The 13,781-nt window shown below is 64.9% G+C and carries 12 protein-coding genes; 7 read left to right on the top strand and 5 right to left on the bottom strand.

The genetic code is table 11. The features are described 5' to 3' along the window. The first annotated feature begins 13 nt into the window (after positions 1–13). The 5 genes from ABWV23_RS13605 to rarD all read left to right on the top strand — a co-directional run bounded on the left by ABWV23_RS13605 (position 14) and on the right by rarD (position 6,349). Entirely contained in the window at positions 14–1,633 is a 1,620-nt protein-coding gene (locus tag ABWV23_RS13605) for an aminotransferase class V-fold PLP-dependent enzyme (RefSeq protein ID WP_353348627.1), read from the top strand. Then, positions 1,633–2,931, top strand: coding sequence for an NAD(P)/FAD-dependent oxidoreductase (locus tag ABWV23_RS13600; protein WP_353348625.1), 1,299 nt, complete (start codon positions 1,633–1,635; stop codon positions 2,929–2,931). The genes ABWV23_RS13605 and ABWV23_RS13600 overlap by 1 nt, the downstream gene beginning before the upstream one ends. Further along, a complete protein-coding gene (locus tag ABWV23_RS13595; RefSeq protein ID WP_353348623.1) occupies positions 2,928–3,437 on the top strand; it encodes an L-2-amino-thiazoline-4-carboxylic acid hydrolase in 510 nt (169 codons plus the stop codon). The genes ABWV23_RS13600 and ABWV23_RS13595 overlap by 4 nt, the downstream gene beginning before the upstream one ends. 4 nt (positions 3,438–3,441) lie before the next feature. Further along, positions 3,442–4,611 (top strand): M20 aminoacylase family protein, encoded by a 1,170-nt coding sequence (locus ABWV23_RS13590; protein WP_353348621.1) that lies wholly within the window; start codon positions 3,442–3,444, stop codon positions 4,609–4,611. Positions 4,612–5,431: 820 nt separating this feature from the next. Then, positions 5,432–6,349 carry an EamA family transporter RarD gene (gene rarD, locus ABWV23_RS13585; RefSeq protein WP_353348619.1) on the top strand — a complete coding sequence of 306 codons (918 nt, stop codon included), beginning with the start codon at positions 5,432–5,434 and terminating at the stop codon, positions 6,347–6,349. Positions 6,350–6,355: 6 nt separating this feature from the next. On the opposite strand, the gene ABWV23_RS13580 is transcribed toward rarD, so the two are convergent. Further along, on the bottom strand, positions 6,356–6,766 hold the full coding sequence (locus ABWV23_RS13580; protein WP_353348755.1) for a nuclear transport factor 2 family protein: 411 nt from the start codon (positions 6,764–6,766) through the stop codon (positions 6,356–6,358). A gap of 119 nt (positions 6,767–6,885) precedes the next feature. Here ABWV23_RS13580 and ABWV23_RS13575 point away from each other — a divergent pair, with 119 nt between their 5' ends. Beyond that, entirely contained in the window at positions 6,886–7,530 is a 645-nt protein-coding gene (locus tag ABWV23_RS13575; RefSeq protein WP_353348617.1) for an RluA family pseudouridine synthase, read from the top strand. Positions 7,531–7,533: 3 nt separating this feature from the next. On the opposite strand, the gene ABWV23_RS13570 is transcribed toward ABWV23_RS13575, so the two are convergent. Both ABWV23_RS13570 and ABWV23_RS13565 read right to left on the bottom strand, forming a co-directional pair. Continuing rightward, positions 7,534–8,379, bottom strand: coding sequence for an alpha-1,2-fucosyltransferase (locus ABWV23_RS13570; protein WP_353348615.1), 846 nt, complete (start codon positions 8,377–8,379; stop codon positions 7,534–7,536). A gap of 177 nt (positions 8,380–8,556) precedes the next feature. Beyond that, complete coding sequence (locus ABWV23_RS13565; protein WP_353348613.1) at positions 8,557–9,996, bottom strand: aldehyde dehydrogenase family protein; 1,440 nt, start codon at positions 9,994–9,996, stop codon at positions 8,557–8,559. A gap of 187 nt (positions 9,997–10,183) precedes the next feature. Here ABWV23_RS13565 and ABWV23_RS13560 point away from each other — a divergent pair, with 187 nt between their 5' ends. After that, positions 10,184–10,837, top strand: a complete 654-nt coding sequence (locus ABWV23_RS13560; protein WP_353348611.1) for a peroxiredoxin — start codon at positions 10,184–10,186, stop codon at positions 10,835–10,837. On the opposite strand, the gene ABWV23_RS13555 is transcribed toward ABWV23_RS13560, so the two are convergent. Together ABWV23_RS13555 and pnp are read right to left on the bottom strand one after the other, a co-directional pair. Then, positions 10,834–11,553, bottom strand: coding sequence for a glycosyltransferase family 25 protein (locus tag ABWV23_RS13555; RefSeq protein ID WP_353348609.1), 720 nt, complete (start codon positions 11,551–11,553; stop codon positions 10,834–10,836). The two genes, ABWV23_RS13560 and ABWV23_RS13555, sit on opposite strands and share 4 nt — an antisense overlap. Before the next feature lie 84 nt (positions 11,554–11,637). Then, positions 11,638–13,779 (bottom strand): polyribonucleotide nucleotidyltransferase, encoded by a 2,142-nt coding sequence (pnp, locus tag ABWV23_RS13550; RefSeq protein WP_353348607.1) that lies wholly within the window; start codon positions 13,777–13,779, stop codon positions 11,638–11,640. Positions 13,780–13,781 lie beyond the last annotated feature (2 nt).

The raw sequence follows: 13,781 nt of genomic DNA, 5'->3' as shown, positions 1-13,781 counted from the left end.
ACGAGACATGTCAATGGAATTCAAAGATATCCGCAGCGCCCTGATTGGCGAGGGGGCGGCGATCTCCGGCCCCTTCGGTCCACGCGCGCTGATCTATGCCGATTACGTCGCCTCCGGGCGCGCGCTCGGGTTCATCGAGGATGCGATCCGCACCCATGTGCTGCCTTATTACGGCAATACCCACACCGAGACCTCTTTCGTCGGGCGGCGCACCACGCAACTGCGGGAAATGGCCCGCGAGGCGGTGCGAAAGGCGGTGAACGCCGATGAGAACCACGCGGTGATCTTCACCGGTTCCGGCGCGACCGGGGCGGTCGACAAGCTGGTGCGGGCCTTTGCGATGAAAGGTCTTGCGCAGGCTGTCGTCTTTGTCGGCCCCTATGAGCATCACTCCAACGATCTGCCGTGGCGCGAAAGCGGCGCGACCCTTGTGCGGGTGCCGCTCAACGAGGCTGGCACGATCTGTGTCGAGACGCTGGAGCGCGAGCTGGAGGCCCATGCGGATGCGCCGCTCAAGATCGGCGCATTCTCTGCCGCGTCCAATGTGACCGGCGTGCGCACCGACCTGCGCGCCATCGCGCGCCTGCTCCATGCGCATGACGCCTATTGCGTGGCCGATTACGCGGCCGCCGCGCCCTACATGCCCGTCGACCTGGCCGAGACCGTTGACGGCGCGGGCGACCGGATCGACGCGGCGGTGATCTCGCCGCACAAGTTTCCCGGCGGGCCGGGGGCCTCGGGCGTGCTGATCGCCGAGCGCAGCCTGTTCGACACCGCGCGTCCGACGCTGACGGGCGGCGGCACGGTGAGCTATGTTACCGCCGAGGGGCACAGCTATATCTCCGACCCGGAGCATCGCGAAGAGGGCGGTACGCCCGCCATCGTCGACAACATCCGCGCCGGCATGGTGATGCAGCTCAAGCGCGACATGGACGAGGCCCGGGTCGAGGCTCGCGAAACCGTCCTGACCCGTCGGATGGAAGACGCCCTGCGCGCCATTCCGGGCATGGAGCTTTTGGGCCCCTCGAACGTGCCGCGCCTTGGGATCTTCTCGTTCAACCTGCGCGTCAAAGGCAAGTTGTTGCATCACAACTATGTCGTGGCCCTGCTCAATGACCTGTTCGGCATCCAGGCCCGTGGCGGCTGTTCCTGTGCCGGACCCTATGGGCATGAATTGCTGGGGATCGACCAGCAGAGCAGCGCCCGCCACGAGGCCGCTGTGCTGCACGGCCATTCGATCTTCCGTCCGGGCTGGGCGCGGTTTGGTGTGAACTGGTTCTTTGACGACGAGGACGTGGACAAGATCGCTGCGGCGATCCGCTTTGTCGCCCAACACGGGCTGGACATGTTGGCCTACTATCAGCTTGATGCGGTCGAGGGCATCTGGCGCGCCACGCCCTCGTTTGAGGACGGCTGCCCATCCGCGCTCTCTGCGCTTTGGCAGGAGTCTGCCGCGACCAAGGACGCGGTGCCCGATTTTGAAACCTGCCTTGAAGACGCGCGACGCCTGGCTGAAAGCGCCAAGAAGCAAGGCCTTGAGGCCGCGCAGGACCTGTCGCCCGAGGAAGAGTCGCTGCGCTGGTTCTGGTTGCCGCAGGAAGTGGCGGGCCGCACCACGGAAGGGGCTGCATGATGTCGGTTGAATTCCCGAAATCGCTCTGGGCCGCCACGGCAATGGAACGCAACCTGTCCGCGTCCTTGCAAGGCGTTGAAGAGACCGACGTCGCGGTGATCGGCGCCGGGTTCACCGGCCTTTCGGCGGCCATCGAGGCGCGAAAACGCGGCCATGCGGTCACCGTGCTCGAGGGCAAGGCCGTGGGCTGGGGTGCATCCGGGCGCAACAACGGGCAGGTGATCCCGATCCTGACCTCGGCCGAGCCAGATGTCTGGGTCTCGCGTTATGGCGAGGCGGGCAAGCGCATGGTCCGCCTGATCGGAAACTCGGGCGATGTGCTGTTCGACCTGGTGCGCGAATTCGACATGCAGGCCGAGGCCGAGCAAAGCGGCTGGTTCCAGCCCGCGCACAGCCCCGGTCGCGTGAAGCTGTCGCAAAAACGGGTGGATGCCTGGCAACGCCATGGCTTTCCGGCGGAGTTGAAGGACGCCAAAGCCTGTGCCGACATGCTGGGCACGGAGTTCTGGCATGGCGGCATGTACAACCCGACGGGTGGGCACATCAACCCGCTCGCCCTGGCGCGGGAAATGGCCCGTGTGGCCGAGCATCTGGGCGCGGTGATCCACGAGGAAAGCCCGGCGCTGTCCTATGAACGGGTCGGCAGCGAATGGGTCATCAAGACGCCGCAAGGCACTCTGAAAGCCCGCGCGCTGATCATGGCGAGCAACGCCTATACCGGCGAGTTGGCCCCGCGTCTTGCGCCGCGCATCGCCCACTCCATCGTGCCGGTTCTGAGCTGGCAGATGGCAACCGAGCCTGTGGGCGACAACCTGCGGCAGAAGATCCTGCCGGGGCGCCAGGCGGTGTCGGACACGCGTGGTGATCTGCGGTTCTTCCGTTATGACGCGCGCAACCGGCTGATCACCGGCGGGGCGGTGATGGGATCCATCGACGTGGCCAACCGGGTGCGGAAGAAGGCGGCCCGCAATCTGGCCGAGGCGTTCCCCGACCTGGGTGTGCCCGAGATGACCCACGTTTGGTCGGGCTATATCGGCATGAATTGGGACCGGTTCCCGCGCGTGCATAAACTGGGACCAGACGGCTGGGCCTGGATTGGCTGCAACGGGCGCGGCGTGGCGCTTGGCACCTCGCTGGGGCGGGAACTGGCGCGTGCCGCGACAGGCCAGCCCGAAGACGAGCTTGCGCTTCCGGTGACGAAACCGCATCCCTTCCCGGTGCACGGCATCGTGCGCCGCGTCGCACCGACCTATCTGGCCTGGCTCAAACGCCAGGATCACAAGGAAATCAACCTATGACGGAGACCCCAATGGCAGAGGCCAAAGGCATGGACCTGAACGACATTCCGATCCTCATGCGGCGCAAGATCGAGGCGATGATCCTCAAGCATGTGCTCGACGTGATCACCGAGCGCTCGGGCCGTGAAGAGGCCGAGGCGGTGATCGGCGCGGCCTGTTCGAAATCCGCGATCGAGCAAGGGCAGATGCTGGCCGACAACCTGGGCCATGCGCCCGACCTGACGGATTTCGCCGAGATCCAGCCAAACTGGACCCGGGAGGACGCGCTGAGGATCGAGACCATCGAGATGTCCGAAGAGAAGATGGACTTCAACGTCGTGAAATGCCGCTACGCGGAGATGTACCAGGAGATGGGGCTGGGCGATATCGGCCACCTGTTGTCGTGCAACCGCGATGGCGATTTCTGCATCGGCTACAACCCGGAGATCGAGATGACCCGGACCCAGACGATCATGAAGGGCGCCAGCCACTGTGATTTCCGCTACCGCATGAAAAAGGAGGCCTGAGGACATGGCCGTTGAAAACTGGGTCGCCAAAGAGGTCGCGGACCTGACGGAATTTCGTCGCGATCTGCACATGAACCCCGAGCTTCTCTATGACGTGAAACGCACCGCGCAGAAGGTCGCCGAGGCGCTGCGGGCGGCAGGGGTGGACGAGGTTCACGAGGGCCTTGGAGAAACCGGCGTCGTCGGCGTGATCCGCGGTCAGAGCAATGCCTCGGGCCGCATGGTCGGGCTGCGGGCCGATATGGATGCCCTGCCGATCATCGAGGAAACCGGCAAACCCTATGCCTCGCAGACCCCCGGCAAGATGCATGCCTGTGGCCATGACGGGCACACCACCATGCTGTTGGGCGCGGCGCGGCACCTGGCAGAAAGCCGGGCCTTCGACGGCACGGTGATCGTGATCTTCCAGCCTGCCGAAGAGGGCGGTGCCGGGGCCCGCGCGATGATCGAGGATGGTCTCTTTACCCGCTGGCCCTGTGACGAGGTCTACGGGATGCACAACCGTCCGAACCTGCCCGTCGGGCAGTTCACCATCAACTCCGGGCCGATCATGGGCTCGGTCGACGAGTTGAAAATCACCATCACCGGGCGCGGCGGTCACGCGGCGCGGCCCGAACAGACGGTCGATCCGCTGCCCATTGCGGGTGCCCTGTTGCAGGCGGTGCAGACGTTGACCTCGCGCAACATGGACCCGATCGACAGCGCGGTGATCTCGCTGTGCACGATCCAGGCCGGGAATGCGTTCAACGTCATTCCGCAGGACCTCACCATGACCGGCACGGTGCGCACGCTGCGCGAAGAAGTGCGCGACATGATCGAGGAACGGCTCGAGGCGATGGTGGGCAATATCGCCGCCGCCTATGGCGCGGTGGGAACGCTGGACTATACCCGGCACTACCCGGTGACGGTGAACCACGAACACGAGACCGAGCTGGCCGCCAAGGCCGCGCAGGAGGTGGCGGGCGTCGAGAACGTGCATCTCGACATGCCGCAAACGCTGGGTGGCGAGGATTTCTCCTTCATGCTCAACGAGGTGCCCGGCGCGATGATCAATGTTGGCAACGGGCCGTCGGCAGCCCTGCATCACCCGAAGTACGATTTCAACGACGACGTGATCGCCTGGGGCAGCTCGTACTGGACGACGCTGGTGCGCCAGAGATTGCCGCTGGCCTGAACGCCGATCGGAGCATGGGGCACCAAGAAAAACCACTGTTCCGGTTGTGCTGAAAAATCCTGTTATGAGGGCGCCGGTTTCAACCTGCGCCCTCAATGGGCATTCAACTCGACCCGTAAGAGCGCGCTTCGCGGCGCGACCTCATCAAGCTTTCTCAGCAGGGGAGGGGGGAGTTGTGGGCGAAACCTGCCCAAGATGCTGGATTCGGGCTGGGCAAAGGCACCGGCCGGACCTGTCCGGCCGAACCGATGCACGATCCGCAGGGTCGAACGGATCCGGGAACGGCAGATCGCTGCGCTTTTCTGCCCTTGGAGCATGGCGCAGCGCGTGAGCGCTCCCCGCCCGACCTGCATGTCTTCCCTGGATCAGCGGAGCGCGAGACCCGGGTCGGTTTCGGGCTGATTACTGCCAATCTCCGAGTCAGGCACGAAGCGCTGCGATGCGCATAGTCCTCTGAAATACTTGGAATATCTTCTGTGATCTTCCGATCCAGGCGAAGTGTGCCGGTGTCTGGGGAAAACCCTGGCAGCCGCCGCCGTCAGCAGAAGATATTGCCTCGGTGGAAAAGATGACGATGCGCGCCCATTTCGGCCCCCTGATGAGGCGAACACGCCGCAGTCATCGGGCCGAATGTGTGACACACATGTGCTCCACGCCGGAGTTGAAACGATCCAACCCCGTGATTCCAAATGGTCACTTTGGAGTATTACCCCGACTATGCTTGCAGGGGCGCTTCGGTGGTCGTTGCGTGCCTGACCGGCGCGGCCCATTGCGTGCCCCCCGGTGCTGACCTAAAGCGTCGGGGCAGGAGGAGCGCGCAATGGGTACGCAACCAAACCCCCGTATTACCGGGAATACCGATTCACCGCAGGGGCTTGCCTTTGCCTTGGCGGCCTATGTGATGTGGGGATTCCTGCCGCTCTACATGAAACAGCTCAGCCATATCCCGGCGGTCGAGGTGGTGGCGCATCGGGTGATCTGGTCGGTGCCGCTGGCTGCCGCGCTTCTGGTCGTCCTGGGGCGTACTGGCGATCTGCGCCGCGCGCTGACGCAGCCCAGGACGCTGGCGCAGGCCTGTCTGACCGCCGCGCTGATCTCGGTCAACTGGGGCATCTATGTCTGGGCCATCAACTCGGGCCATGCCCTGGACGCGGCGCTGGGCTATTACATCAACCCGTTGTTCAGCGTGTTTCTCGGTGCGGTGTTTCTGGGCGAACGGCTGAACCGGGCGCAGATCGTGGCCATCGCGCTGGCGGCGGTCGCGGTGGTGGTCCTGACCCTGCAGGCCGGGCGCCTGCCCTGGGCGGCGGTCGGGCTGACGTTGAGCTGGGGCGCCTATGCGTTCTTCAAGAAATCCCTGCCGGTAGGACCGAACCAGGGTTTCCTGCTCGAGGTTCTGATCCTCACGCCGGCGGCACTGGCCTGTATCGCCTGGCTGTCCGCCAGCGGGGCCGGGCATTTCGGCGGTGTCCCGATCGACACCACGCTGCTGCTGGGCTGTGGGCTCATCACGGCGGCGCCGTTGATCGCCTATGCCAACGGGGCCAAGCTGCTGCGGCTGTCGACCATCGGCATCCTGCAATACATCACGCCGACCATGATCTTTCTGACCGCCGTGTTCCTGTTCGGAGAGCCGATGGGGCAGGCCCGGATGATCGCCTTTCCGATGATCTGGGTGGCGCTGGGGATTTATTCGGCGGCGATGCTGCAGCAGGTGCGCCGCCGCCGAACCCCGTGAGGAAGCTTACGAAAGCGCCTCGCGGTACTTCAGGAACCGCGGATCCTTCATCACCCGCGCATTCATCGCCTCGCGCAGGGCGGCGACGGTCTTGAGCGGGCGCATCACCACTTCGAAGGTCTCGATCAACCCCTCGGCATTCAGCGTGATCAGGTCGATGCCGACCGCGTCGAGATCGCCGACCTTGCACTGGAACTCCAGCGCCCAGTCGTTGCCCGATCCCATCACCCGCCGATAGCGGAAATCGCTGAACACCTGGCCGACGTGGCCCAGCACCGCCGCGACCGGTTCCCGCCCGGTCCAGGTGGCCCAGTAGGTCGGCGGCAGGAATCGTACGTTTTCGGCCAGGATTTGTGCAATCCGCTCGTGATCGCCCGAGGCGACGATCTCCAGCGCCTGGGCGATGGTCGGGTGCATGTCGGGGTGCAGAACTGCGGTCATCGGGGTCTCCTCTTCTCCGGTTGTCAGGAGATTGGCGGCGCCGGGACCAGGCGGCAAGCTTGACGTCAGGGCGGGGTGCGTTACGACGCGGGGACATGAGCGATTACAATCCCCCCACCGACCCGCTGGAGGTCCTGTACGAGGACGCGCAACTCGTCGCGGTGAACAAGCCCGCCGGACTGCTTTCGGTGCCGGGCAAGGGCGCGCATCTGGCCGATTGCCTGCTGAGCCGGGTGCAGGCCGCCTTTCCCGACGCGCTGCTGGTGCACCGGCTCGACCGCGACACCTCGGGCGTGATCGTCTTTGCCATGTCCCCCTACGCGCAGCGGCACATGTCGCTGCAGTTCGAGAAGCGGATGACGAAAAAGACCTATGTCGCCCGCGTCCGGGGCCGGCTGGAGCCGAAGGAGGGCATCGTCGATCTGCCGCTGATCGTCGACTGGCCCAACCGGCCGCTGCAAAAGGTCTGCCACGAGACCGGCAAACCGGCCGAGACCGGATGGAAGGTGGTGAAATATGGAGACAACGAAACCCGCGTGCGCCTGTTCCCCAAGACCGGGCGCAGCCACCAGTTGCGGGTGCACATGCTGTCGCTGGGCCACCCGATCCTGGGTGATCCGCTCTATGCCGAGGGGGCGGCGCGCGATTTCCCGCGCCTGATGCTGCATTCCGAGGAACTCAGGATCAAGAACCCCGAGGGCGGCGTCTCGCTCAAGATCCGGGCCAAACCGCCGTTCTGAACCTTACACTTCGATCCGCAGCCAATCCTCGGGCAGGATGTCGGGGTTGCGCATCTTTGGCTCCCCGAACCAGCGCGTCGGGCCGGCCACCCGCTTGTCCGGGTTGGCGTTCAGCCAGGCCGCCCACCAGGAAAACGACGAGTTGCCGATGATGTTGTGGCGGCACAGCGACATCAGCCGCATGTCCTCGAAATCCGTCTCGGGGCCGTTGAAATCGACGACCACCTTTTCCACCGGCAGCGGCAGGTTCGCCTTGGCCCAATCGGGATCGTCGGAAAAGACGAAGACCGTTGGCGTGCCCTCGACCTCTTGCATCAACCGCTCCAGCGCGCGGGTGTAATAGACCTCGTCGCAGACCGCATGCGCGCTCAGCGTCAGGTAATCGCCCCGCCGCACATGCAGCGAGATCGCCAGCTCCTCGCCGATCCGGGCCGCCATCTCGGCATTCTGCGCATCGGTGAAATCGGGAAAGGAAAAATCCCGGTGGATGTCGTCGGCGGCATGGGCGAAGTACTTCTCGCTTTGCCAGTAGCCGTGCAGGTAGCTGTCGCCGTCCCAATCGGCAAAGGCCGGATTATAGCCCAGCCCGCGTTCGCGCCGGAACCGTGGCGCCCCGCCCATCACCCGCCACAGCCCATAGGCCAGCGGCCGGTCGTGGCGGTTCGGCGGCAGTTTCAGCGGCTCGGCCAGCGGCAGGTCGAACACGCGGGTCAGAACCCCCTCGCCACGGCGCAGGGCATCGCGCGTGTCCAGCGCCACGGCAACGCCCAGCCGTGCGGCAAGGCCGCGTGCGGCGGCATACTGGAACATCTGGTTTCCCAGGCGCCCGTGCAGGCGGGAAATGATCATCGGCAGCGATCCCTTCGGTCGCCCCGCACATAGCGCATCGCCCCGGCCCGAGACCAGTGGGAAAGCCGTGCGCGAAACGACAGGAGGCAGGCAGGCCCGACTGGTGGAGAGCGATCGCGCCACGAAAAAGGCCACCCCGGGGGGTGGCCCTTGCTGTCAGGTTGGTGTTGGCCCGGTTTATTCCGGGGTCCAGCCGCTGACGGCCTTGACCTCGAGGAAGTCCTCCAGCCCGAACACGCCGCCCTCGCGGCCGTTGCCGGATTTCTTCATGCCGCCAAAGGGCGAACCGGCACCGCGCGACTGGCCGTTCATCTCGACCATGCCAGAGCGCAGGACGCGGGCCATGCGGTTGGCGCGGGCGCCGTCCTGGGTCTGGACGTAGTTGGTCAGCCCGTACTCGGTGTCGTTGGCAATCGCGATGGCGTCCTCTTCACTGTCGAACTTCATGATCGACAGAACCGGGCCAAAGATCTCTTCGCGGGCGATGGTCATGTCCGGGGTCACGTCGGCAAAGACGGTGGGGCGGACGTAAAAGCCCTTGTTGAACTGCTCGGGCAGGCCCGGGCCACCGGCGACCAGGCGGGCGCCCTCGGCGATGCCTTTCTCGATCAACCCCTGGATCTTGTCCCACTGGGTCTTGTTGACCACCGGGCCGATGTGGCGGCCTTCCTCGTGGGCGTTGCCGACCGTGAGCTTGTTGGCGGTCTCGGCCGCGATCTCGACCGCCTGGTCATAGATCTCGGACTGCACCAGCATCCGGCTGGGCGCATTGCACGACTGGCCGGTGTTGTTCATCATGTGCAGCACGCCGCGCTTGACCGCCTTGTCGTCGGCATCGGCAAAGATCACGTTGGCGCCCTTGCCGCCCAGTTCCAGGTGCACCTTTTTCAGGGTGTCGGCGGCGTTCTTGGAGATCGCGATGCCGGCCCGGGTGGAGCCGGTGAAGCTGACCATGTCCACGTCCGGATGACCGGTAAGCTGGTTGCCCACGCCCACGCCGTCGCCGTTCACCAGGTTGAAGACTCCGGCGGGAAAGCCGGCCTCGTCGATCATCTCGGCAAAGACCATGGCGTTCAGCGGGCTTTCCTCGGAGGGTTTCAACACCATGGTGCAGCCGGCGATGGCGGCGGCGCCGACCTTGAGTGTGACCTGGTTCATCGGCCAGTTCCACGGGGTGATCAGGGCGGCGACGCCCACCGCCTCGTAGATGATGCGGTCGTTGGGGGCGTGGTCGCCCAGCGGCCGGTCGAACTGGAAGGCCTTGGCGGCGCGGACGAAGTTCTTGAGGTGGCCGATGCCGGCGCCGACCTGCTGGGTGCGGGCCATGTCGATCGGCGCGCCCATCTCGGAGGTCATCGCCTGGGCCAGGTCCTCGCCGCGCGATTTGTAGACGTCGATCAGTTTCTCGACCAGCGCGATCCGCTCCTCGACCGGGGTGGCCATCCAGCCCGGCAGCGCCGCCTTGGCGGCGGCGACGGCGGCGTCGGTATCGGCCTGCCCGCCCAGCGAGATCACCGCGCAGGGCTCTTCGGTGGAGGGGTCGATGACCGGGTGATCGTTCGGTTGCGACGGGGCCACCCATTGGCCGTTGATGTAGAAATTGCGTTTCTCGATCATGTCCGGTTCTCCCAACTCGGCGGTTCTCCTGACCGTGCGGTCAGCGATTCCGCGCCAATGTGTCACCGCTGAGTTGCGGGGACAAGTCAGGGGATGCAACACGTCTTGCGAGCCCTTACATTGCTGCCGAGACGAGACTAGTCTCGAACAGAACAACCAACCGGATTTTCAACCAGAGGAGAACACAATGGGTCTGCGTATTAACGACATCGTTCCCGATTTCACCGCCATGACCGACCAGGGCGAGATCAGCTTTCACGACTGGATCGGTGACAGCTGGGCCATCCTGTTCAGCCACCCCAAGGATTTCACGCCGGTCTGCACCACCGAGTTCGGCGCCGTGTCGCAACTGGCCGATGAATGGGCCAAGCGCGGCACCAAGGTGATCGGCCTCTCGGTGGACAGCGCCGATGAGCACGTGAAATGGAAATCCGACATCGAGGGCTTTGCCGGTGCCAAGGCCGGGTTCCCGATCATCGCCGACGAGGATCTGTCGGTGTCGAAGGCCTTTGACATGCTGCCCGCCGAGGCCTACCTGCCCGATGGTCGCACCGCTGCCGACAGCGCCTCGGTGCGCTCGGTCTTCATCATCAGCCCGGACAAGAAGATCCAGCTGATGATGATCTACCCGATGACCGTGGGTCGCAACTTTGCCGAGGTGCTGCGCGCGCTGGACGGCCTGCAACGCACCTACCAGCAGCCGCTGGCCACCCCGGCCAACTGGACCGCGGGTCAGGACGTGATCGTGGGGCTGGCGCTGGATGACGCCGCCGCCGAGGCCAAGTTCGGCAAACTGGACAAAAAGCTGCCCTACCTGCGTTTTGCCAAGAACCCGGACTAAGCCGGGTGCTGCGGGCGCAGGGCAACCTGCGCCCGATAGGCGGCCCGTTTGAATTCCCGCGCCAGCTTGCCGCCGGCGCGGGTTTTCTTTTGGATGGTCGAGCCGCCTAGGTCGGCGGTGCGTTCCCGCGCACCGCTGCCCGTCAGGCTGTGGACCGGCTGGCCAGTGACCCAATGCATTTGCAGCAGGGTATCGACCGGGCGGTCGATCGTCGCGGTCGCGGCGAGCAACCGCTTGGCCGCGCCGCGCCCGACCACCTGTGCCACCGTCTGCAGCCCGATCACCTTTGGCAGGATCAACGCTAGCCCCTCCGATTCGCCCAGCACCTGCGCCGGTTTCTCGCGCGGCTTGACCGGCAGGCGGATATAGCTGTCGGGCGTGACATGGGCCTCGACCAGGGCCAGCGCCGCGCGCAGGCGGGTCGGGTCGATGGCGAGGTCATCCTCGACGATCAGGGCGTAGTCCCAGCCCTCCGCCAGGATGCGCCGCCAGCAGCGGCGATGGCTGAGGAAACAGCCGATCTCGCCGGGGGAAAGCGGAAAGGGATAGGCGGGGGCACAGGCATCGCCGGGCCGAATCGTCACGCCGGTGACCTGCGCCGGGTCGCGCCCGTCGACCGCTTCGACCAGCCGCGCGTCGGGCAGCGCGTGCAACAGCGCCGCGGCATTCGGGCGTCGGGCGGTGCTGCTGGACATGTGGATGATCAGGGAATGCATGGGCATGTCTTAACCGGGACGTGAGAAACGAAAAAGCCCCGGCATCGCTGCCGGGGCTTCTCATGGGTGTCGGAAGGCTGCGGATCAGTCCGCCGCTTCCTCTTTCTTCTCGGGGGCGATCTCTTCGCCGGTCTCCTGGTCGACGATCTTCATCGACAGGCGGACCTTGCCGCGATCGTCGAAGCCCAGCAGCTTGACCCAGACCTCCTGGCCCTCTTTCAGGACGTCCGAGGGGTGGTTCAGGCGGCGGTTCTCGATCTGGCTGACGTGCACCAGCCCGTCGCGCTTGCCGAAGAAGTTCACGAAGGCGCCGAAATCGACGATCTTCACGACCTTGCCCTTATAGACCTTGCCCTCTTCCGGCTCAGCCACGATCGAATGGATCATGTCATAGGCCTTCTGGATGGCTTCGCCGTTCGGCGAGGCGATCTTGATGATGCCATCGTCGTTGATGTCGACCTTGGCGCCCGACACTTCGACGATCTCGCGGATCACCTTGCCGCCGGACCCGATCACTTCGCGGATCTTGTCGGTGGGGACCTGCATGGTCTCGATGCGCGGCGCATGGACCGAGAAGTCCGCCGCGCCGGAGAGCGCCTTGTTCATCTCGCCCAGGATGTGCATCCGGCCTTCCTTGGCCTGGGCCAGGGCTTTCTTCATGATTTCCGGCGTGATGCCGGCAACCTTGATGTCCATCTGCAGCGAGGTGATGCCCTCTTCGGTGCCGGCAACCTTGAAGTCCATGTCGCCGAGGTGATCCTCGTCGCCCAAAATGTCGGTCAGCACCGCATAGGACCCGTCCTCTTCCAGCACCAGGCCCATGGCCACACCGGCCACGGCCGATTTCAGCGGAACGCCCGCATCCATCATCGACAGCGAGCCGCCGCAGACCGACGCCATCGAGGAAGAGCCGTTCGATTCGGTGATCTCGGACACCAGGCGCAGGGTGTAGGGGAAGTCGGTCGAGGCCGGCAGAACCGCCTGCAACGCCCGCCACGCCAGCTTGCCATGGCCGATCTCGCGACGGCCCGGGCCACCCACGCGGCCCACTTCGCCGACCGAATAGGGCGGGAAGTTGTAGTGCAGCATGAAGTTCGATTTGAAGTTGCCGTGCAGCGCGTCGATGAACTGTTCGTCATCGCCGGTGCCCAGCGTGGTCACGACCAGCGCCTGGGTTTCGCCACGGGTGAACAGCGCCGACCCATGGGTCCGCGGCAGCAGCCCGTTTTCGCACACGATCGGGCGAACCTGATCGAGGGCGCGGCCGTCGATCCGCTTGCCGTCCTTGACGACCGCGCTGCGAAGCACGATGGATTCCAGCTTTTTCAGTGCCGAACCAAGGTTCGCATCCTCAAGCTGCTCTTCGCTCAGCGCGGCGCGGATCGCCTCTTTCGCGGCGGCAACAGCCGCCTGACGCTCCTGCTTGTCGGTGATGGCATAGGCGGCCTTCATCTTGTCTTCGCCGGCGGCCTTCACGGCCTCGAACAGCGCGGAGTAATCCGGCGGCTGGAAGTCGAAGGGCTCTTTCGCGGCGTCTTCGGCCAGGTCGATGATCAGGTCGAGCACCGGCTGGATCTGCTCATGGGCAAAGGTCACGGCGCCCAGCATTTCCTCTTCCGACAGCTCATAGGCCTCGGATTCGACCATCATCACCGCGTCCTTGGTGCCGGCGACAACCAGGTCAAGACGCTGCTCGGGGTTGTTGCGCAGCCCTTGCATGTCCTCGACCTCGGGGTTGAGGATGTATTCGCCATCCACGTAACCCACGCGGCAGCCGGCGATCGGCCCCATGAACGGCACGCCCGAGATGGTCAGCGCGGCAGAGGCGGCGATCATCGCCACGATATCGGGATCGTTGACCAGATCGTGGCTCAGCACGGTGCACATCACCAGCACTTCATGTTTGAAGCCGGGGACGAACAGCGGGCGGATCGGACGGTCGATCAGGCGCGCGGTCAGCGTCTCTTTCTCGGTCGGACGCGCTTCGCGCTTGAAAAAGCCGCCGGGAACCTTACCGGCCGCATAATATTTTTCCTGGTAATGCACGGTCAGCGGAAAGAAATCCTGCCCGGGTTTGGGTTCCTTGGCAAAGGTCACGTTGGCCATCACCCGGGTCTCGCCCAGGGTGGCGACGACCGAGCCGTCCGCCTGGCGGGCAACCTTGCCGGTTTCCAGAGTGAGGGTGTCTTCGCCCCACTCGATAGATTTCGTCGTTACATTAAACATCA

Source organism: Aquicoccus sp. SU-CL01552, assembly GCF_040365005.1.
Taxonomy (GTDB): Bacteria; Pseudomonadota; Alphaproteobacteria; order Rhodobacterales; family Rhodobacteraceae; genus Antarcticimicrobium.
Note: the sequence above shows the minus strand (reverse complement) of the source record. Positions and strands in the feature narration are given on the sequence as shown.